The 21,023-nt window shown below is 67.1% G+C and carries 16 protein-coding genes; 2 read left to right on the forward strand and 14 right to left on the reverse strand.

Going from position 1 to position 21,023, the window contains the following annotated elements; genetic code table 11:
- Positions 1 to 70: 70 nt before the first annotated feature.
- From EAH68_RS03690 to EAH68_RS03730, 9 genes are all read right to left on the reverse strand, one after another.
- On the reverse strand, positions 71 to 1,933 hold the full coding sequence (locus tag EAH68_RS03690; RefSeq protein WP_126119978.1) for a FadD32-like long-chain-fatty-acid--AMP ligase: 1,863 nt from the start codon (positions 1,931 to 1,933) through the stop codon (positions 71 to 73).
- Positions 1,934 to 2,071: 138 nt separating this feature from the next.
- Positions 2,072 to 2,980, reverse strand: a complete 909-nt coding sequence (locus EAH68_RS03695) for a cutinase family protein (RefSeq protein ID WP_126119979.1) — start codon at positions 2,978 to 2,980, stop codon at positions 2,072 to 2,074.
- 19 nt (positions 2,981 to 2,999) lie between these two features.
- Complete coding sequence (locus EAH68_RS03700) at positions 3,000 to 3,509, reverse strand: DUF732 domain-containing protein (RefSeq protein WP_126119980.1); 510 nt, start codon at positions 3,507 to 3,509, stop codon at positions 3,000 to 3,002.
- Between the two features lie 2 nt (positions 3,510 to 3,511).
- Entirely contained in the window at positions 3,512 to 5,419 is a 1,908-nt protein-coding gene (locus EAH68_RS03705; protein WP_126119981.1) for an alpha/beta hydrolase-fold protein, read from the reverse strand.
- A gap of 316 nt (positions 5,420 to 5,735) precedes the next feature.
- Positions 5,736 to 6,752, reverse strand: a complete 1,017-nt coding sequence (locus tag EAH68_RS03710; protein WP_126119982.1) for an alpha/beta hydrolase — start codon at positions 6,750 to 6,752, stop codon at positions 5,736 to 5,738.
- Between the two features lie 177 nt (positions 6,753 to 6,929).
- Positions 6,930 to 8,903: an arabinofuranosyltransferase AftB family protein gene (locus EAH68_RS03715; protein WP_206436346.1), complete on the reverse strand. Its 1,974-nt coding sequence runs from the start codon at positions 8,901 to 8,903 to the stop codon at positions 6,930 to 6,932.
- Between the two features lie 60 nt (positions 8,904 to 8,963).
- Positions 8,964 to 9,959 carry a decaprenyl-phosphate phosphoribosyltransferase gene (locus EAH68_RS03720; protein WP_126119983.1) on the reverse strand — a complete coding sequence of 332 codons (996 nt, stop codon included), beginning with the start codon at positions 9,957 to 9,959 and terminating at the stop codon, positions 8,964 to 8,966.
- Positions 9,956 to 10,459: a phosphatase PAP2 family protein gene (locus EAH68_RS03725; RefSeq protein ID WP_126119984.1), complete on the reverse strand. Its 504-nt coding sequence runs from the start codon at positions 10,457 to 10,459 to the stop codon at positions 9,956 to 9,958. The genes EAH68_RS03720 and EAH68_RS03725 overlap by 4 nt, the downstream gene beginning before the upstream one ends.
- Positions 10,456 to 12,447 carry a glycosyltransferase gene (locus EAH68_RS03730; RefSeq protein ID WP_126119985.1) on the reverse strand — a complete coding sequence of 664 codons (1,992 nt, stop codon included), beginning with the start codon at positions 12,445 to 12,447 and terminating at the stop codon, positions 10,456 to 10,458. The genes EAH68_RS03725 and EAH68_RS03730 overlap by 4 nt, the downstream gene beginning before the upstream one ends.
- A gap of 75 nt (positions 12,448 to 12,522) precedes the next feature.
- On the opposite strand from EAH68_RS03730, the gene EAH68_RS03735 reads away from it, so the two are divergent.
- The gene (locus tag EAH68_RS03735) at positions 12,523 to 13,950 is read left to right on the forward strand and encodes a DUF5129 domain-containing protein (RefSeq protein WP_164546386.1); all 1,428 of its coding nucleotides are present in this window, start codon (positions 12,523 to 12,525) and stop codon (positions 13,948 to 13,950) included.
- 6 nt (positions 13,951 to 13,956) lie between these two features.
- Here the strand turns inward: EAH68_RS03735 and EAH68_RS03740 are convergent, their stop codons facing one another.
- The 4 genes from EAH68_RS03740 to glf all read right to left on the reverse strand — a co-directional run bounded on the left by EAH68_RS03740 (position 13,957) and on the right by glf (position 17,248).
- A complete protein-coding gene (locus EAH68_RS03740; protein ID WP_126119987.1) occupies positions 13,957 to 14,598 on the reverse strand; it encodes a three-helix bundle dimerization domain-containing protein in 642 nt (213 codons plus the stop codon).
- A gap of 151 nt (positions 14,599 to 14,749) precedes the next feature.
- The gene (locus tag EAH68_RS03745) at positions 14,750 to 15,271 is read right to left on the reverse strand and encodes a phosphatase PAP2 family protein (protein WP_164546387.1); all 522 of its coding nucleotides are present in this window, start codon (positions 15,269 to 15,271) and stop codon (positions 14,750 to 14,752) included.
- Between the two features lie 5 nt (positions 15,272 to 15,276).
- Positions 15,277 to 15,921, reverse strand: a complete 645-nt coding sequence (locus tag EAH68_RS03750) for an arsenate-mycothiol transferase ArsC (RefSeq protein ID WP_126119989.1) — start codon at positions 15,919 to 15,921, stop codon at positions 15,277 to 15,279.
- Between the two features lie 133 nt (positions 15,922 to 16,054).
- A complete protein-coding gene (gene glf / locus EAH68_RS03755) occupies positions 16,055 to 17,248 on the reverse strand; it encodes a UDP-galactopyranose mutase (protein WP_126119990.1) in 1,194 nt (397 codons plus the stop codon).
- Positions 17,249 to 17,438: 190 nt separating this feature from the next.
- Between glf and EAH68_RS03760 the strand changes: the two genes are divergently transcribed.
- Positions 17,439 to 19,457, forward strand: coding sequence for an N-acetylmuramoyl-L-alanine amidase (locus EAH68_RS03760; RefSeq protein ID WP_241228276.1), 2,019 nt, complete (start codon positions 17,439 to 17,441; stop codon positions 19,455 to 19,457).
- A 3-nt stretch (positions 19,458 to 19,460) separates the two neighbouring features.
- Here EAH68_RS03760 and glpK read toward each other — a convergent pair whose 3' ends face one another.
- The gene (gene glpK, locus EAH68_RS03765; protein ID WP_126119992.1) at positions 19,461 to 20,969 is read right to left on the reverse strand and encodes a glycerol kinase GlpK; all 1,509 of its coding nucleotides are present in this window, start codon (positions 20,967 to 20,969) and stop codon (positions 19,461 to 19,463) included.
- Positions 20,970 to 21,023 lie beyond the last annotated feature (54 nt).

Raw genomic sequence — 21,023 nt, forward strand, 5'->3', positions numbered from 1 at the left:
TTTTTCGTACGGGACGTTATCGACTGTGCGGACCCCTTCGTTACTTATTCCTGTTCGTCCCCGGCGGAGATCAGGCCTCGGACAGGTAGCTCTTCTGGATCACCCGGCGGGCGATCTTGCCTGCCGAGGAACGCTGGATCTCATTCGGGCCGACGAACCGGATGTCGGCCGGGGTGACACCGTGGGCGGTGGTGACCGCTGCCCGGATGGTCTCGATGGCGGTCACGTCGCCCGAGGCATCGGCTTTGTCATCGCGCTCGATGACCAGCACCAGCTGCTCGGTGGATTCGGCGGCATCCTCGTCGGTGACGGAGAACGCGGCGACGGAGTCCGGGCGGACGTGGTCGGAGGCGTTCATCACGGTGAACTCGATGTCCTGCGGGTAGTGGTTGCGGCCCGCGATGACGATGAGGTCCTTGAGGCGGCCGGTGATGTAGGTTTCACCGTTGACAATGGCGCCCAGGTCACCGGTGGCGAGCCAGCCCTCGTCGGTGGCGTCCGCGACACGGGACTCCGGCAGACGCTCGCCGAGGGTGTTGCGGAAGGTCTCCGCGGTCTCCTCCTCGCGGCCGAGGTAACCGGCGGCGAGGTTGTCGCCCTTGACCCACAGCTCACCGATCTGACCGTCAGCCAGCTCGGCCTTCGTCTCCGGGTCGACGATGGTCAGGGCCTGCGGGCGGACAACCTGGCCGTTGGAGGCGAAGGCCACGGCCAGCTCGGAGTCCTTCTCCACGAACTCGACGACACCCTCGGAGAGCTTGTCGCGGTCGAAGTAGGAGATCAGCGGACGCTCCGGGGTCTGCGGGGTGGTCACCAGCAGGGAGGCCTCGGCCAGTCCGTAGGAGGGGCGCAGCACGTTGGTGGACAGCTGGTACTCACCGAAGGCCTCGATGAAGGCGTTGAGGGCCTTCTCGGTGATCGGCTCGGAGCCGATGATGATGCCGTCGAGGGCGGACAGGTCGAGGGTCTCGCCGTCCTTCGGCTTCCCGTAACGGGCGGCCAGCTCGAGGGCGAAGTTCGGGATGACGGTGTAGATGGACACCCCTTCATCGGTCTCGCGGCGGTTGAGCTGGTCGACCCAGCGCTTCGGCTGCTGGATGAAGTCACGCGGGGCCATGATCTCGTTGGGCAGACCCAGGATGGTGACGAAGAGGGAGAGGATGATGCCCATGTCGTGGTGCAGCGGCAGCCAGGTCACCAGACGCAGCGGCATGCGCAGGCGGGCGGCGGTGAAGATCTGCAGCACGTTGGTGAGGATGGAGCGGTTGGTCAGCTGCACGCCGGCCGGGGTGCGGGTGGAACCGGAGGTGTACTGCAGGAAGGCGGGCTGGTCGACCGGCATGGTGGCCGCCGAGGCCATGAGCTGCTGACCCTGCAGGGTCATCATCGGGTTCATGTAGGAGGATGCCAGGGTGTCCGGCAGGGAGTCCACCGCGAGGATGCGGGGGCGCTCACGGGAGGGCAGCTCGGCGAAATGCTCGCGCACGGCTGTCGCGGAGGTGGAGTTGGTGAGCACGAAGGCGGGCTCACAATCCGCGAAGACGGCCCTGAGGTGGTCCGCATGGCCAGGCTCGGAGGGGTCGTAGAGCGGGACCGGGGTCATGCCCGCATAGAGCGCACCGATGAAGCCGAAGAGGTACTCCGGCGAGTTGTTCGCCAGGATGGCCACGCGGTCACCGATCTTGCCCACCTGCTGCAGACGGGCTGCCACAGCCTTGATGCGGGTGTTGATCTCGGTGCGGGTGAAGTCGACCGGGGTACCTTCACGGGATTCGGAGAAGTCCCAGAAGCGCAGACAGTGACGTTCTCCCCCGCCGAGCTGCAGATCACCCTGGTACATCAGCTCGGCCAGGCCGGCCAGGGTCAGCTGCGGAGCAAGGACGATCTCGCCCTTGTCGTTGAAGAACTGGCTCATCGCCGCTTGAAGGTCCATGCTTCTCCTTATGGTGCTCCCGCGGGCGGGATGGTTTATAAGTCTTTCGTGTCAACCTAACAGAGCAGGCATACGTCCTGTTAGTCCCCTGTCGAGACGTTTTCGTTACATAACGAGAGTACCCTCCGGTACCCCCGGTCACTGGGCGATCAGTTCACTGGCCCATTCCACAACCCACGCATTGGCGGTGGTCCCGGGGATGACATCGGGATTGCTGGCGTAGAGAGCGTGTACACCGTTGGCGGCGACCAACGCCTGGGCCCGCTCAATGGCGTTGCCCACGTTGCGGGGCGCATCGCAGATGCTGTCGTCGGGGGCGCAGATGTCAAAGGTGCGGTCCTGGAGCTCCCCGAATCCGCCGACGCGGGGACCGCGCATGGTCGCACCGGGCACGACCGGCTGAACAAGCAGGTTGAGTGGCTGGAGAGCAACCTCTGCACCGACTCCGTCAACCCAGGTGCCGGGGTTCTGGCCCACACCAGGTTCCCGGCGTCCGTCCGCGATCAGGACGGCACCCCTGATGCGCTCGGCCGGGATCACGCCGCCGCCCTGCCCGATCTGGCTGGCCAGGTCGCCCAGGATGACCGCCCCCTGCGAGAATCCGGCGAGAATGAAATCCGTGTAGGGGCACTGATCGTGCATCGTCACCAGTTCGGTCTCGAGGACCTGCTGCCCCTCCTGCCGGGACTCGTCGTAGGTCATCTCCTGCTGGGAGTTGATGGAGCGGAACTGCGCGGTGTACGGCAGAGTCCACACCTTCACGTCATCCGGGCTGAATCGCTCCTGCAGGGGGCGGGTGATCGACAGCATGAAGCTGTACTCGTTCGCGGTCGGGTGGAACGGGTCGTCACCGGCCGCCGATTCCCAGGTACCCGGTGCGGCGATCACCTCGACGTCCGGACACCAGTCCGGCTGGAGCAGTTCCGTCGGTTGCGGCACCCCCGGCGGCAACGGAATGTCATCGCCGGAGCGCAGGAAACGGAACGTGCCGACACCGATGAGGAGTACGAGGATCAACACGGCCAGGATGGTCAGCAGCTTACGCATGTCTTCAGATCTTATATCTCTAGCAGTAGGCGTTTTTCGCCGTGGACTCGATCAGCGCCGTGACTTCTCCGACGGGCAGGTCGGTACGACCCTGCTCAACAAGCTGGCCTGCCACGGCCGGCGGGGTGGCCTCAGTGAGGACGTTCCCACCACCCCCGCAGACGGTCGAGGCGGTGCCGATGAGCTGGTCCTCGACCCCCTCGACGTCGATACCCTCGTCGGTGAGGTCACCGAGGAAGGTGACGTCCTCCGGCGAACGCGGTGTCTGCTGCTCGGGGACCTCATCGATCTCCTGGGCACCCTGATCCTGAGGCTGCGGTTCGGCAGGTCGGCCGGTCGGAGGCCGGCGCCCGGGCTCCCCGGTCTCCGGGGACTCCTCGGACACGTCGTTCTTCGGGGCGCGCTCGAGCGGCGCCACGGAGGTGGCCGTCGTGGGATCATTCTCCACGGTGGCCCCGCCGCAGGCGGTGAGGGTGAGCGTGCCGGTCAGCGCAGCGATGATCAGCCCGGTCCTGGCCGGAGTACTCATGATCAGTTCCGTCCCTCCCGGATCTGTCCACCGACTTCACTGATGGTGCCGTTCTGGAAACGGACGGTCTGGCCGGACTGGTCGGCGGTCGGCCAACCGAATTCACCCTGCTCCCAGTCCTTGGTGCCCCAGTGATCGAAGATCGGGCCGTAGAGGATGTAGTGGGCGCCGGTGGCGGCGGACCAGTAGATGTTACCGTTCTCGAACTCCTGGAAGGCACCGCCGCGGATGAGCTTCTCGTTGGAGGTCGGGAAACCCAGGGTGGAGCTGACGGTGTTGAGCTCGCCGTACTTGGCGGCGATGGCGCCCTTGACCCAGTGGGTCTCACCGTCGGGGCTCTGGATGATCCAGCCGTTCTGGAACTGCTGGACCTGGCCGCCGTTGGTGTCGACCGGCGGGGCGGCAGGGTAACCCAGGTCGCCGCGCTCCCAGCCGGTGGCGCCCCACTCAGCCATGATCCGGCCCGGCACCTCCTGCGCGCCGGTGTCCGGGGTCCAGTAGATGGAGCCGTTCTCGAAGTGGACGTAGCGGCCGACCCCGTCCGGGGTGGTGCGCTCGCCGGTGGTCGGGAAGCCCAGCCAGCTGGCCGGGCCGCCGATGTGGTGGTAGCGGGCGTTGATGGCGCCGTGCAGGGCGTGCGCGCCGGTCTCGGGGGACCAGTAGGCCACACCGTTGCGGAAGTCCTGGCGGGCACCGTCCCCGACGGCGTACTCGTTGTTCACGCAGGAACCGATGACGCCGGATTTGGTGGCCTCGGCGATGGCGCCGATGGCGACGCAGTCGGCGCCCTTGTCCCTCTCGGACAGTGACAGGGCGTTGGCGATGTGCGGCCAGGACTGGACCATCTCGAACTGCCAGTAGGGCCAGGCATGGACGCCGGAGGGGCGGAAGTGGACGATCGGCTCCACGCCGGCCGCGCGGGCGCGGTCGACGAAGGTCTGGGAGGTCATGCGGGAGAGGATCTCCAGGCTGATGCCTGCGGCATTCGCCGGGCCGGTGGCCACGGAATTCGCCTGTCCGAAGTCATCGCTGCCGGAACCGGAGGAGACGTAGACCTTCATGTCCTTGAGGGCCTCGATGCCCAGTTTCGGATCGTGATCGACCCAGTCCTGGTGGCCGGGGCTGCCCCACATGGCGGTGCCGTCGTAACCGCCGGCGTCGCGCTGGGCCGCCAGGATGGCCTCGGGCATGCCCGGGGAGGTGGTGTCCAGGTAGCCGGAGAAGGAGCCGACGAACTCGAACATGTGCGGGTGACGCTGGGCGAGGTTCATCGCGGCGGTACCGCCCATGGACAGGCCGAAGATGGCGCGGTCCTTGCTGGAGCGGAAACCGTTGTCCAGGATCGGGACCAGCTCCTGCATGAGGAAGGTCTCCCACTTGTAGTGCTTGCCGTTGTCCGGACGCTGCCAGTCGGAGTAGAAGGAGGATTCGCCGCCGATGGGGAGGATGACGTTGACGTTCTTGTCGGCGTAGAACTGCTCGATGTTGGTCTCGATCGTCCAGCCGCTGTCGTCCTCACGCGCACGCAGACCGTCAAGTGCCCAGACCTCCGGGAAGGTGCGGCTGCTGTCGGCGTGCCAGTCACGGGCGAGCAGCATCTGGACCTGGATCAGCTCGCCGGGCATGGCGGCGGATTTGATGTAGAGGGCGATGCGGCGGTCGGTGATCCACTCGACACGCTCGACGTCGACGCCGGCGGGCAGTCCCTGGACGTCCGGGTACTCCGTGGAGACCGGGGTACGCTGCGGCGGGTCGGAGGGGCGGATCGAGTCGGAGAGACTGCTTCCGGAGGATTCCTGGGCAATGGCCGCGGGCGCCAGGGACAGACCGAGGGCAACCGTCGTCGGGAGGACGAGGGCGGCGAGCCAGGGTCGGCGGCGCTGCGGGGAACGGGATGCGGTGTCGCGCATGAGTGAAGTCCTTGTGTGTGGTGCTCGTGGATGTGTGGTGCCGACGGGGACCCGGAATGCCAGGTGGGCCGCCACCGCCCGGGGGTTCCCCGCCCCCGGAGGGTGGGCTTCTCAGCGCCCACCTTCCGCGCCCGACGTCTCCGTCGGCGGAAGATTCTTCAGTTGTCTCACCGGGGCGGTGATGTGGGTCTCCGCCGGGGTCTGTTCAAGTTTAAGTTGAACTTGAGACTTTAGGGTAGGGCACGCCGTGCTCTACCCCCGGAAATAAAGAACCCCGGAGGATGGTTCCCGCCCTCCGGGGCACGCGTCGGCGTGGTTACCAGGCGTTCATGACGTCCAGGACACGGTCCTTGGTCTTGTGCAGCTGGCTACCGAACTGGTTCCAGTTGTGGATGCCGGTCAACGGGTAGTCGGTGGTGACGTTGATCCCGGTGGCCAGTGCCTTGCCCTCCCACAGCCGGGTGGACACCCGGGCCAGCATCTCCAGCGGGGTCGCGGAGAGCTTGAGGTTCACCGGGTAGTTGTCGTCCTCCGGGCCCCACAGGCCGGTGGCTGCGGAGATGTAGACGTCCTTGCCGCGCAGGCCCTCCATGTTGTGGAAGGGGTCGTTCTCGAAACGGCGCGGGTTGATCGTCGAGCCGTACATGGCGTTGATGTTGAAGCCGCCGGCGTCGAGAAGCGCCACGCGCATCATGGTCTGCATGCCCGGCATGGTGGTGGCCAGGTAGCCGGACCAGGACAGTGCCTGACGGAACTGTCCCGGGTACTTCGCGGCCAGGTTGAGGGCGGCGGTGCCACCCATGGACAGGCCGGCGATGGAGTTGTTGTCCGGTGCGACACCGAAGTTCTGCTGCAGGTAGGCCGGCAGCTCAGAAGAGAGGAAGGTCTCCCACTGGTAGGTGACCGGGTTGTTCAGGTCGTAGGTGGCGGGCTCCTCCCAGTCGGCGTAGAAGGAACCTGCGCCACCCACCGGCATCACCAGGGTGATGTTGGAGTTGTTGTACACGGCCGCGGCGTTGACGTCGACGGTCCAGGCGTTGGCGTGGTTGGTGGCACGCAGTCCGTCCAGGAGGTAGAAGCCTGCGTTGCCGCCGCGGGCGGCCGGCTGGATCTGGACGGTGATGTTGGCGCCGGTGGAGTGGGACCACACGTCACAACGCTGGACCCAGTAGCCGACACCGTCCCACTGGCAGCCGTTGCGCAGCCCTGCACGGTTGTCGGCCCTGGCTTCCCCGGCACCGACGAACACCATGAGGGTGAGGGCGGTGGCGAAGGCGGTCAGCACCGCGAGGGCTCTTCGGCTCACGCGACGGGCTCCGGTCAGAAAGGTCATGGTTCTCCTCGGCTTGGCGTTGTGCAGTCTTGACGCTGTGGGATCTATCGGCTGCGCCTGCAAGTTCGTTAACAACCACGCCGCGCTGCATCATAGCGTCCCTACTGCGTGACACTCTAGAGCAATACGTAACGAAAAGCTCATTATTTCGTTACCACTCTGTGACTTTATGCTCCCTCACCTGGGGTTTTCCGGGGAAATTTCTACTGGCCAGGCCACCTGAATTCCGGGCTGAATCGGGCCGTGCTCCTCAATGACCTCCTCTGGATCGAGGCTGAACTCCAGCGTACGACCGTCTGTGAAGGCGAAACGGATGTTGGCCAGGAACCGGTCCAGGCTCATCGGCTCACGGTAGGTGGCCACCAGTTCCGCCAACGCCGGGGTCTGCAGGGCCTGGCGGGCCAGGGCGGTGGCCTCCCGGTCATACCAACCGGGCAGGTTGTCCAGGGCGACGGCGGTGTCCGAGGCCTGCCACTCGAAGGGCAGCCACTTGTCGTGGCCCACGCGCGCCTCCTCGTCCCGCGGCTGACGTGCGGCGAGCGGGGTGGTCAGCCCGACGGTGTCCAGCACACGCAATTCCAGCGGCGCATTCATACTGGTCATACCCAGATTGATGTGGTACACGGTCGGCGGCTGGTCAGCCAGGCCGGTCGGGTCCTCATGCGCCAGCTCGCGCGGGATCCGCGGGGTGGTGATCCAGGAGAACTCGTTGGGCTCCGTGCTCAACAGGATCTGCGACATCAGGCCCACGTCCTGCGCCCTGGCCTGCTCTGCCACCTCCGGGTAGTTGTTCATGGCCAGGGCAGTGCGGAAATCATCGGCCACCAGCGGCGGATCCCCCTGTTCCCGGAAGGTGGCGTACGTCCAGAAATCACGTTCGTCCACGATACCCAGTTCCTCGTAGTCGGTCTCCCAGTCGACGGGATGACCGGTGATGACCGTGCTCATCCCCCACCAGGCCAGCACCGCCAGGCCGAGAGCCGCCGGCAGATCGAAACGCGGGGCGATCCGCTGCAGATCCACCAGGGGCACCACCGCCAGCGGCAGCAGCAGGGCGAACAGGGGCAGCAGGAGCATCCGGCCATGCATGAAGTCACCGCCCACGCGCAGCACATAGAGGAGGTGGATGGTGCCGGCCAGCAGGATCAGGCAGGTCACCGCCACAGGGGTGCGCAGCCGCCCACGGCCGGTGACCACGACGGGCTCGCCATGGGGTGTCGAGAAGCGCCACAGGGTCACCGCACCGAGAACGATGACCACCGCGAGGGCCAGCCACAGCCAGTACGGATCGACCAGATCCCGGAGGTACTCCCAGCCGCCCGCCCATTCGGCGTCGCCCGCGGATTTCGCCACCGCCGTGTGCGGGGTGAGCAGCCCGTAGTAGCCCATCCGGAAGATCTGGTAGCCGGCGGGCACGGGCAGTGCGGCCGCCAGGATGAGTCCGCGCTGCCGCCAGCTGGCGGCCGCGAAGATGATGAGCAGGCCGGTCAGCCCGCCGTAGAGCGCGAGCTCGGGACGCACGAGCCAGGACAGACCCGCCCAGAACGCCAGCCAGTAGGTGGTCTTCTCGGAGGGTCCGCCGGCGTGGTGCCGGCCCGCCTTCCCCTCCCGGGTCGCCCATGAGATGAGCAGGCACCAGAGCCCGGCGATCCACAACAGGCTCAGGCCCCACTCCAGGCCGGAGGTGGCGAAATCGCGGGCCGGCGGCAGCGCCAGATAGACCAGCCCACCGGCGGGCAGGAGCAGGAGCGTGGGCCGGTGGCGGTAGAGCCGGGCGGTGCCCCAGGCCGCCAGGCCGAGTGCCACGGTGGTGAAGATCAGGGCCAGCCACATCGCGATGATCTCGAGGCGGGCATCGGTGACCAGGGCCACCAGATAGATGAGGTACTGCCACAGGGTGGAGGTGTTGGCTTCGACGCGCTCCCCGGCGTTGAAGACCGGGCCGTTGCCGGCCAGCAGGTTACGCACGGTGCGCAGGACGATCAGGCCGTCATCGCTCATCCACCGCCGCTGCCATCCCCCGGCGAAGGCCAGGACGGCCAGCAGGATCGCGCTGGCCACACCCGTCCACAGCGTCAGCGACGCCGGGGTCTTCCGTTCCGGGGATTTCTGTGGTGCAGGGTGACCGGACAACCCGGCAGCTGTGGTCATGGCCGAAATATTAGCAGGGGCGCAGGCCCGCCCCATGAACCACGGGCGGGCGCGACGCGGCTAGAGTGCCGGCACCAGGTAGACGGCCAGCACGATGCAGAGGATCCACAACAGAGCCAGCGCCTGGAGGACCCGGTCGGACAGTGCCATCTCATCGGGGGCACCACCGGCACCGCGGTCAACGTCGGCGGCGTAGCGCAGGATCGCGATGGTGAACGGCACCATGGAGATCTGGTACCAGACGCCGGCCATGCCCCCGACCTCGGTGGAGAGCTGGAAGCCCCACAGGGCGTAGCTCATGACCACGGCGGTGGCCGCCAGGGTCCAGACGAAACGCAGGTAGGTCGGGGTGTAGCCCTGCAGGGAACGGCGGATCTGCTTGCCGGTGCGCTCGGCCAGCAGCAGCTCGGCGTAGCGCTTGCCGGAGGCCATGAACAACGAACCGAAGGCGGCGACCAGCAGGAACCACTGGGACAGGGAGATGCCGGCGGCGACACCGCCGGCCATCGCACGCAGCATGAAGCCGGAGGAGACCAGGGCGATGTCGATCACCGGCAGGTGCTTCCAGCCGAAGCAGTAGCCCAGCTGCAGGATGATGTAGACGCTGACCACGGCGGCCAGTCCCCAGCCGGAGGAGGCCAGGAAGGACAGCCCGACGGAGGCGATGATGAGGATGACCGCCATGGCGTAGGCCAGGTTGATCGGCAGCATGCCTGAGGCGATCGGGCGGAAGCGCTTGGTGGGGTGCTCGCGGTCGGCGTCGACGTCGCGGGCGTCGTTGACCAGGTAGATCGACGAGGCGGCGAGGCAGAAGACGACGAAGGCGAGGAGGACGTCGAGGAGCGTGCGGCCGTCGGTCAGCGCCTCGGCGCCGGCTGCGGCGGGAGCGGCGACGACGAGGACGTTCTTGACCCACTGCTTGGGGCGCAGCGCCTTGACCATCGCATCGGGCAGGTTCTTCGGCGGCTGACGGCGACGGGTGTTGTCGATGCCCTCGGTGTGCGGCTCAGAGTAGAAGATGCCCGGTTTGTCCTCGGCCAGGTTTTCCTCGCTCACGCGGTCTTCCTCTCAATCGTGGTGACGATCCTGGCGGTGGCGGCACCCAGGACCGCGCCTGCCAGTGTGTCGGTCGGGTAGTGCACTCCCAGCACCATACGCGAGACCATCATCACCGGAATGCCCGCGAGCGGCAGTCGGGAGCCGCTCAACTGTGACAGGGAAGTCAGTGCCGCGGCGGTGGATGTGGAGTGCGAGGAGGGGAAGGACAGCTTCGACGGCGTGCCCACCCCGACCCGGATGCGCGGGTCATGCGGGCGGTTGCGGCGCACGACCCGCTTGATCACCACGGAGGCCGCGTGAGAGGTGAAGGCCGACACACCCAGCGCCACCCACTGGCGGCGGCGTTGCTTGTCGACGACCGCCCCAGCCCCGGCCAACGCGAACCAGCCGAGGGAGTGCTCCCCGAAATGCGAGAGCGTGGTGGCCACGCGCAGGGCGCCCGGCCGGTCACAGAGCAGGTCCTGGGCGCGGACCAGCAGATCGACTTCCCGGCTCATCCGAAGATCCTCCCCCACGACTCCCGGCTGACCAGCTCGGGCTGGGCGGCGCGGTAGGTGGTGCGCAGCTCCTCGAAACGCTCCGCGATCTCCTTCTGCAGGGCCCAGGTCTCCTTGAGCAGGCGCTCGGCGAGTTCGCGGTCGCGCTTGCGGTAGGCCACGCCGTTGTTGCCGGCGGTGGTGACGGTCACGCCGTCGAGACGCGAGAGCGAGAACCAGCGGGCCTCGGCGGGCGAGAGGTTCAGCTGCGGCACCTCGTGGTGGTGCGGATCCTCCTTGCCCAGGGAGTGTTTGAGGCCCTTGAGCAGCCAGCCGGCCTTCTTGATCTTGCCCAGGCGGCCGCCGATGTCCTTGATGGGCACACCCGGCGCACCGGAGGCGGCGGGCAGTTCCGCGGCCGAGGGGATGACCACGGCATCGGGGTACTGCTTACGGATCGCGGCGATGCGCGGCAGGGAGGACTCGAGGATGTCGAAGAGCTGGTCGGGGCCGGCGAGGAAGTCCTTCATGGACTCGATCTGGATGGCCAGGGTCGAGTACTCCATGCACATCAGGTGCTTGAAGGTGGATTTTCGCAGGGAGGTGATGATGCCGTCGACGGGGCCGTCGTGGTTGAGGGCCGCGACGATGAGGCGGTTGCGCAGGTGGAAGTATGCCTGCCAGTCGATGGCGTCGTCCTTGTCGGTCCACGCCATGTGCCAGATGGCCACACCCGGCCAGGTCACGGTGGGGAAACCGGCCTTGCCGGCGCGCAAGGAGTACTCGGTGTCGTCCCATTTGATGAACAGCGGCAGCGGCTGGCCGATCGTCTGGGCGACAACACGGGGGAACATGCACATCCACCAGCCGTTGTAGTCCACGTCGATGCGGCGGTGCAGGTCCCGGGAGTTCTTGGCGTCCGGGTCCTTCTCGTCCTCGTCCTCGCCGCGGAAGCCCAGCGGGTAGCGGGCGAAGTCGTGGTCGTAGGTGGAGTGGGTGGCCGGGCCCCACATGAAGTCGTGGTGTTGGACGACCTCGCCCATGGTGCGCAGCTGGGAGCGTTCCTGCAGGTTGAGCATCTGGCCGCCGATGATGATCGGGCTCCTGGCGTAGCGGCCGACCTGGATGGCGCGCAGGATCGACTCCGGTTCAATGGCGATGTCGTCGTCCATGTAGAGGATGAACGGGGACTGCGCGGCACCGGCCGGGCCATCACCGACGGCCTCGTACATGATGCGGGAGTAGCCGCCGGAACCGCCGAGGTTGCCCTGGCGGAACTCGTGGAAACGGTTCCCGAAGTGGGCGACGGCCTCGTCATAGCCGGGCTCGTCGGCGGGGTGCGCCGTGCCCTGGTCGGGCATGATGACGGCGTCGATGGCGGCGTCGACGAGCGGGTCCTCGGCGAGTGCCTGCAGTGCCGCGACGGCGTCGTGGGGGCGGTTGAACGTGGGGATGCCCACGGTGGCGCGCTTCTCGAAGGGGCCGACCTCACTGCCGTCAGGCAGGACCTGGGCGGCTGGTTCGCGGTCCGCGTACCAGCCGGCTTCGGTGATGGTGGTCCCTGTCTCGGCGGTGATGTCGAACCACAGCCAGCCGCCATCCTCGAAGTGGGACAGGGGAATCGTGAATTCAGCCACATCGTCGGTGATCAGGGCCCCGTCGACGGCCACACGGGTGCCGTCGATCTTGGAGCGGTACACCTCGACGCTGGCGGTGCCGGCCACGTTCATGCGCAGCAGCACGTGCTCCAGCTGGGACCAGCGGCGCCAGTAGCTGGCGGGGAAGGCGTTGAAGTAGGTCTGGAAGGACACCTCCGCGCCGGCGGGAACGGTGACCGTGAGCCGGTCTGCCCAGGTCAGGCGCTCCTTGTTCTGCTCGGCCTCGACGAGGTAGAGCATGCGTACATCATGCGGCTCGCCCTTCCGGGGCAGCAGGATGCGCTGCAGCATCTCGCGCACGTTGTCGTCTCCGTTGTTCTTCACTTCGGGTGGTTCCACCTTTCGGGTCATCTCCGGAACAAGGGTAGTGTGCCTGGCGCAGATTTCGCGGTGCACCCACCGGGACGGGACTCTATCCTGGTTAACATGACGGCCTCCATTCAGAGACTGACCCGAACCCGAAGCCTGTCCGCCTGCCTCCTGCTCGGCTTCCTCGCCGCGGTGGGTGCGTTCCTCCCCGGCATCCTCTCCCCCGCCTCGGCGGCGGTGGCCGCGCGGGAGGTGGAGGTCATTGACCTGGCAGGTGAGCTCAGTGCGACCGATGAGCAGCTGCTGCTGGAACGCACCCCGGGCCTGGAGCTGCCCGGGGAAGTCACCGATGTGGCCTACATCCTCTTCGCCGAGAATGACGACAATCTCAATGACACGGTGCGGGAGTTCGGTGAGGATGAACGTTCCGACCTCATCAGCGCGGAGCGCGATAAGTGGGCGCCGGGGGCGCTGATCGTGGCGGTGGGTCTCGATCCGCAGAAGATGGGCGTGTACTGCGGCGATGATGTGTGCGCGGCGATCGGGATCTACGGGGAAGGCCGCCTGGACGGCATCCTTGACCGGATGGAGACTCCCCTGCGCAACGGGAACTGGGCCGCGGGCATGCTCGAGGGCGCGGCGGCCGCGGGCGATCCCACCGCGGTGCGGGAGAGCTCGGAGTTTCCGGCCTGGGCGGGATGGGCCATCGGCGGCGGCATCGGGGTGCTCGCCGTGGGCGGTGGCACGGCGGCCGTGGTGGCCACCCGCCGTTCCCAGGTGAAGAAGGCGCGGGAGCAGTTCGATGAGGTGCAGCGCGATTACGGGCGCGTGGCCCAGGAGCTGCAGGCCATCGACGTGCGCGCGCATTCGTTGACCTCGCCGCTGGCCAATGACGCCCTGCGGCGGCAGTGGGAGGAGGTCAAGAGTGGCTTCCTCGGGCTGAACGAGACCTTCGACCGGCTGGAGGGGTTGCGTCACGAATCCTCGGACGCGGAGTTCCGGGAGCTGCAGGAACCGATCGCCACAGCGCACGAACAGGTCACGCGGATGCGGACGGCGGAGGAGAACATCGAGCTGCTGGCGGGCATGGAGCACGGGGATGCGGAGCTGCGCCGTCGGGAGCTCACGGAGTTGCACGAGGACATTCTCGAGGCCGGCGCCGGCATCGAGGATGCGGGGCTGCGCGAACGTCTCTCGCTTCTCGACGCCCGCGTGCTCGACCTGCGTTCCCGCCTCGAGGCCCCCGGTTTCATGGATGAGTTCGCCGACCTGGTCGGCGACCACCGGGTGCTCGTGGCGGCGGCGCAGCAGCGTCTCTACGAGGAATCGGGCACGGAGGAGACCTCGGACGAGGGCCGCCGAGCACCGAGGGTGTGGGAATCGGGTTGGCGCCCGGCCTACGGCTACGGCAACTATGTGCCCTTCGCCGTGGTGCACACGTGGCACAGCAGTGACCAGCAGGCGGCGAGCGCCTCCTCGTCGTCGGCCACCACCGGTTATTCTGCGGGCGGATTCTCCGGCGGTGGCGGCTCCCGGGGTTTTTAAGGCAGCTTAAGCGGCGAGGCGCTGAGCCGACTGCGGCACGAAGGGGATGTCCAGGTCGGTGAGCAGGCCGGCGACGCGACCCTCCATGTCCTGGGCGAAGCGGCGGATCTGCTCGACGTTCATGCCGTCGGTGGCCGGCACGTCCCACTGGACGAAGCTGCGGCCCGGCAGGTCGTGCGGCTCCTTGTCGTCGAGGTAGACGACGATGTCGGCGGCGGCGACGGTGCGGCCGGTGTCAGCGGCGTAGCTGACCGGCTCGGCGCGCAGGCCACGCTCATCCATGACCCACTCGATGAGGGCGTCACGACGGTTCTCGGGGTGGGTCCTCGCGACGGTGGCCACGACGGCGTTGTCGCTGATGCGGCGGGCCAGTGCGGCAGCCAGGACGGCGCGGGCGGCGTTGGTGCGGCTGACGAAGAGGACCCGCTGGCGCGGGGTGCCTGTATTCCCGTGGGTCCACAGGTGGTCCTGGATCTTCTCCGCTGCCTCGCGGTAGATGAAGATCGACAGGAAATCCGTGACACGCGCTGCGGCGGTGTGTTCGGTGATCACCTCATCGAGGATGGTGTCGATGATGGTGCTGTCGGCACGGTGCCCGAAACGGGTGTAGAGGTCGTGGCGGACGGAGCGGAATGCGTTTACAGTCATTTTGCAGGTCTCTCTTTCTGGCTGCCGCCAAGTGTTTACTTGTGCGACTTAATGTTTACCTAGTGTTCATCTTAGGCGAGCGACCAGGGAGTTCGCAACCAAAGTCCTAGGTTTATTCAAAATGATCCGACATCACCCCAGGTCAGGGGTGTTAACTTAAAGTTAACCTTTTGGTGGCCTCCGCAACCAGAAACGCCACCGCCCCACCCAGGATGAGTCCGGCGAGGACATCGCTGAACCAGTGGACGCCCAGGTAGAGACGGGTCCAGGACACCGTCACGGCCAGCACCCACACCCCCGCCACCGGGAGACGCCACCACCCGCCGCGCGGCCACCACCACAGGGTGAGCACCATCGCCAGGGCCGCCATCCCCGTGGCATGCCCCGAGGGCATCGCGTGGTTTGTCTCCACGACCAGCCGGAACTCCTCCGGCGGACGCTCCCGGCCGATCACCGGCTTGAGTGCATGACCGACCAGCCCGGCGGCGATGACCGACAGCGGCAGGACCAGCACCGGCCGCCAGCGCCACGCCAGCAGGGCCGCCACCACCAACGACAACGCCGTCACCGCGAGCGGGCGGGTGACGGCGGAGAGGGCGACGGCGGCGTCGACAAGCAGGGGGTGACGGTCCTCGATCAGCCGGTGCCAGAGCGCGGAATCAGGCAGAGGCAAAAACCTCAGCCCGCCACAGACTCACTCGAGGGCAGACGGTCGGCCAGGAGATCCATCTCGTGGAGCAGTTCACGGACATGCTCCTCCACCTCATCGGCGATCTTCCGCACCCGCTCGATGGGACGGCCCGCCGGGTCGTCGATGTTCCAGTAGACATAACGGTGGCCCGGGACTGCCGGGATCTCGTGGACACCCATGAGCACCACGACATCGGCGCGGTGGACGGTGCGCGGGATGATCGTCGCCTTGTAGATGTACTCCGTGGAGATGCCCCGCTCCTCCAGCACGGCGAGCACGTTCGGATCGACGCCCTCCTCCGGCTCCAGGCCGATGGACCGGACGAAGAGCCGGTCACCCACGAGGTGCCGGGTGATGCAGGCGGCGAGCTGGGAACGGCCGGCGTTGCGCTGGCAGACGTAGAGGACCTCACGGCGGGACTCCACGTCCGGGTCATCGGCGGCCGCGATGTGCTCCAGAATCTCGGAGACCTCGCGCTCGACGAGCACCGGCAGGTAGGTCTTGATCCGCGCCCGCGCGGAGACCTCCTCGATGGTGCGGTCGACCAGGTCATCGATGGTATCGGGATCGAAGTACTGGCCATAACGGCGGTGCATGTCCTCACGGACGATGGCGAACCGGTCACCGGTCATGACGGCACCTTTCTGTGCGGACGAAAGGGGGGAACGCATCGTTCCCCCGCAGTTAACCTGGCGTTAACGTTACGCCCAGTCTATGTTTTCCCACAACCAATTCGACCCTAAATGTCCGGTAATCGTCCACGAACTACTGTCCGCGCCCCTGTTCGAGGGGGGCGCCCTCCGTGAAGTACGGCACGAGTTTGTTGTCGAAGAGCGTCAGCGCTGAAGCGATCGCCATGTGCATGTCCAGGTACTGGTAGGTGCCCAGGCGCCCACCGAAGAGGACCTTGTTGTCCCGGGCCTCGGCGGCGGCGAGGTCACGGTAGGACTTGAGCATCTCACGGTCGCCGGGGGTGTTGATCGGGTAGTAGGGCTCGTCCCCCTCTTCCGCGAAGCGCGAGTACTCCTTCATGATGACCGTCCTGTCCTTCGGGTAGACGTTCTCCCGCTCGGGGTGAAAGTGACGGAACTCGTGGATGCGGGTGTAGGGGACATCCGCATCGTTGTAGTTCATGACGGAGGTTCCCTGGAAGTCGCCGGTCTCCAGCACCTCGGTCTCGAAGTCGAGGGTGCGCCAGCCCAGCTCGCCGGCGGAGTAGTCGAAGTAGCGGTCGAGCGGACCGGTGTAGATGACCGGGGCGTCCGGGGACTCGGCACGCAGCTGACCGCGCACCTCGAACCAGTCGGTGTCCAGACGGACCTCGATGAGCTCATGCTCAGCCATGCGCTCGAGCCAGGCGGCGTAGCCGTCGACGGGCAGACCTTCGAAGGTGTCGTTGAAGTAGCGGTTGTTGAAGGTGTAACGCACCGGCAGGCGGGTGATGTTGGAGGCCGGCAGGTTCTTCGGGTCGGTCTGCCACTGCTTGGCGGTGTAGTCGCGGATGAAGGCCTCGTAGAGGGGGCGGCCGATCAGCGAGATGGCCTTCTCCTCCAGGTTGGCGGCGTCGGCGGAGTCGATCTCGCTGGCCTGCTCCGCGATGAGCGCGCGGGCCTCATCCGGTGAGTAGTAGCGGCCGAAGAACTGGTTGATCATGCCCAGACCCATGGGGAACTGGTAGGCCGTGCCGTCGTGCATGGCGAAGACGCGGTGCTGGTAGCCGGTGAAACCGGTGAACTGGTTGACGTAGTCCCAGACCCGCTCGTTGGAGGTGTGGAAGAGGTGGGCACCGTATTTGTGGATCTCGATGCCCGTCTCCGGTTCCGCCTCGGAGTAGGCGTTGCCGCCGAGGTGGGCACGGCGCTCAACGATGAGCACCTTCTTGCCCAGCTGACTGGCGGCGCGTTCCGCCACCGTGAGTCCGAAGAGGCCGGAGCCGACAACAATCAGGTCGTAAGTCATGTGGATCAGGCTAATCGACACCCGCTCCCCCCACCCGGTGCAACACCGTCCGCCGAGGGCAGCGGGCACATCCGATTACACCAGGAGACCCCCTTCGTCACATCAGTATCACGAGTCACGAATATGTACTAGAGTTCACTCTGTCCAACTTGGGCAACACCTATTTCCGATATTCCCAGGGAGTTCCCCCGTGCAGCAAAGACGCCGAATCGCCACGTCACGGCTCACCAGCGTCAATCCGACAGTGGCCGTCATCCTCACCGTCGCTCTTGTCGCCTCTGCCGCCTTCGGCGGAAACCAGATTCTCCGCACCCAGGAGGCCGGCGGCAACCCCATCGAGGTCGCCTCCGCCGAGGCCTCCTTCGCGGACGGCGACAACGTGGTTGTCGACGATGCCGCCATCGCTGCCCAGTCCGGCGTCGGCGGTCCCCGCACCGTCAAGGAGTTCGAACGCGACGAGGAGTTCTCCATGTTCGCCGTGACCTGGAACGGTCACCGCGATCTCGCCGCCTTCATCCGCGCCGAGCAGGCCGACGGCTCCTGGGGTCCCTGGTGGGACGCCGAGCCCATCGGCCAGACCGGCCCCGGCGGTGAGAACGGCACCGAGCTGATCTACGTCGAGCCCACCAACCGCGTCCAGGTATCCATCACCGGCGTGGACATCCTCGGTGACGGCACCGAGGAGGCCGCCCCGGCCGTCCCCGAGGTCGACATCAACATCGCCGACGCCCCGGTGGCCGAGGCACCGGTGATCGAGGAGCCGGTCGCTGAGGCACCGGTGATCGAGGAGCCGGCCCCGGCGGGTATCGCCCCGCTGCCGACCAACTACGGCGACATCCAGCCGGTCGCCGACGTCGCGGCCGCCGATGAGCTCGGCGTCGTCTTCATCGACGGCCGCGCGGAAGAGGGCGGCATCGCCCTGGCCACCGACTCCGTCGCCTACGGCATGCCGGAGGTGGTCACCCGTTCCGGCTGGGGCGCCAACGAGAACGCCCGCTGCCGCAACGCCACCTACGACAACGAGGTCCAGGCCGCCGGCGTCCACCACACCGCAGGCTCCAACAACTACACCAAGGCGCAGTCCGCCGGCATTGTCCGCGGCATCTACGACTACCACGCCCGCACCCTGGGCTGGTGCGATGTGGGCTACAACGCGCTCGTGGACAAGTACGGCACCATCTACGAGGGTCGCTTCGGCGGGCTGGACAAGAACGTCCAGGGTGCCCACATCGGTGGCTTCAACCACAACACCTTCGGCATCTCCATGATGGGCAACTACGACATCGCCCCGACCACCCCGGAGATGGTACAGGCCGTCGGCGACATGATCGGCTGGAAGGCCGCAATCGCCGGCTTCGACCCGAAGGGCTCCGACCGCTACACCCCCTACGCCTTCTCCGGTTCGAAGTACACGGGCGGAGTCACCATGAACCTGCCGGCCATCTTCGCCCACCGCGACGCCCACAACAACGCCTGCCCGGGCACCTTCGGCTACGCGCAGATGGACAACATCCGCAACATCGCCTCGGCGAAATACCAGGCCGTGACCTCCGGCACTGCCGACCCAGGCGGCACCGCCACTCCCCCGACCACCACCCCGGATCCGGGCGACGACGGCACCATCGAACCGATCGGCTCCAGCCTGCCGGACCAGGCCACGGAACTCACCGAGGTCCCGGCCCTGCTGAGCAGTGCCATCGACGGTGACCAGACCGCCCTGCTGACCATCATCGGCTCCCTGGCCGGACTCGCGGTGGCTTTCCTCGCCGCCGAGGGCAGCCTGCCGGGCACCGCCACACAGGTTGGCGACGTGCAGATCCTCGACGGGGTCTCCCTCGCGGATCTCAAGCCGGTCCTGGACATCGCCTCAAGTCTGGCGGAGGACTCGAAGATCAGCGAGACCGCCAACCGGGTGGTCGCCAACTACGGTGCCGTTCTCGGTGAACCGCGTGGCGGCGTGAACACCGAGAACGCCACCTACGCACTCTTCGACGAAGGCATCATCATCGACAAGGTCAACTCCGGGGAGGCCCGCGCCCTGTGGGGCTCGATTGCCGACGTGTGGGCCGGCCAGGGCTTCGACCTCGGCCCCCTGGGTATGCCGCTCAACGAGCAGTACAACGAAGGTGATCTCGTCCGCGTCGACTTCGAGGGCGGCCACGCCACCGTCAACCCGGCCACCGGTGAAGTCAACGTCAAGCTGAGCTGACGCTCACGCCCAGTCCAGGGACCGCTCCACCGCCCGGTCCCAGTCGGCGACCAGCGCCTCGCGCTGCTGGTCCGACCACTGGGGGGACCAGGAACGGTCCGCGGTCTGGAGGCCGCGGACGTCGGCAAGCGAGGACCAGAAACCACCGCCCACCCCGGCAGCGAAAGCCGCGCCGAGGGCGGTGGTCTCAATGTTTCCGGGGCGGACGACCTCCGCGCCGAGCAGATCGGCCTGCAGCTGCATGAGCAGGTCATTGGCCGTCATGCCGCCGTCGACCCGCAGGCTCGTGGGACGGATGCCCGAATCCGCGGCCATCGCCTCCACGACCTCCCGCGTCTGCAGCGCGGTCGCCTCCAGCGCCGCACGCGCGATGTGGCTGCGGTCCGCGAAACGCGTCAGCCCGACAATCACCCCGCGGGCGTCGGGCCGCCACCGCGGGGCGAAGAGCCCGGAGAAGGCCGGCACGATGAACACCCCGCCGTTGTCCTTCGCCGCGATCTCCTCCACCTCGCGCGCGGAGCGGATGATCCCCAGCTGGTCCCGCAGCCACTGGATGAGCGAACCACCCACCGCGACCGAGCCCTCCAGGGCGTAGACCGGCTCCTGACCCTCGATCTCATAGAGCACCGTCGATAGCAGGCCGTGGGTACTGAACTGCGGGGTGGTGCCGGTGTTGAGCAGCAGGAACAGACCCGTCCCGTAGGTGTTCTTCGCGTCGCCGACCTCGAAGCAGCCCTGCCCGAACATCGCGGACTGCTGATCCCCCAACACCCCGGTGACCGGAACCCCGGCCAGCGTGCCGCGGCTACGCACCCGGCCGAACTCACTCACCGAGGGCCGGATCTCCGGGAGCACCTGCACCGGCACCCCGATCTCCCCGCACAGCTCCGGATCCCACCGGCGGGTGCGCAGATCCATGAGCAGGGTGCGGGAGGCATTGGTCACGTCGGTCGCATGCACCGCCGGACGTCCCTCATCGCCCCGCGCCCCGCCAGTGAGATTCCACAGCAACCACGTGTCGATGGTGCCGGCGAGCAGCTCCCCGGCCTCCGCCCGCTGCCGGGCGCCGGGGACATGGTCCAGGATCCATGCGATCTTCGGACCCGCCGGATAGGAGTTGGCCAGCAGCCCGGTGCGCTCCAACCAGCGCGCCGGGTCAGTGCCGGCGATACCTGCGGTTCGGGTGTCCTGCCAGACAATGGCGTTGTGGAGGGGTCGGCCGGTGGCCTTCTCCCAGACCACGGCGGTCTCCCGCTGGTTGGTCACCCCCAGGGCCGTGATGTTCGCCGGGGAGACGTCAATGTCCACCATCGCCTTCGACACCGCCCGGCGGGTGTTGTCCCAGATCTCCAGCGGATCATGCTCCACCCAGCCCTGCTGCGGCATGATCTGCTCGTGCTCGAACTGGGCGGAGGAGACCACCTGACCGTCGTGGCCGACGATGACGCAACGCGTCGACGTCGTGCCCTGGTCAATCGCCGCCACATACTGTTTCGGGGAGGAAGCCGTCATGCCTCAAGTCTGCCACGGGGCGGGTGGTGCGCCCGTACGATCAGCATCATATTC

The organism is Corynebacterium hylobatis (assembly GCF_003955685.1).
Classification (GTDB): domain Bacteria; phylum Actinomycetota; class Actinomycetes; order Mycobacteriales; family Mycobacteriaceae; genus Corynebacterium; species Corynebacterium hylobatis.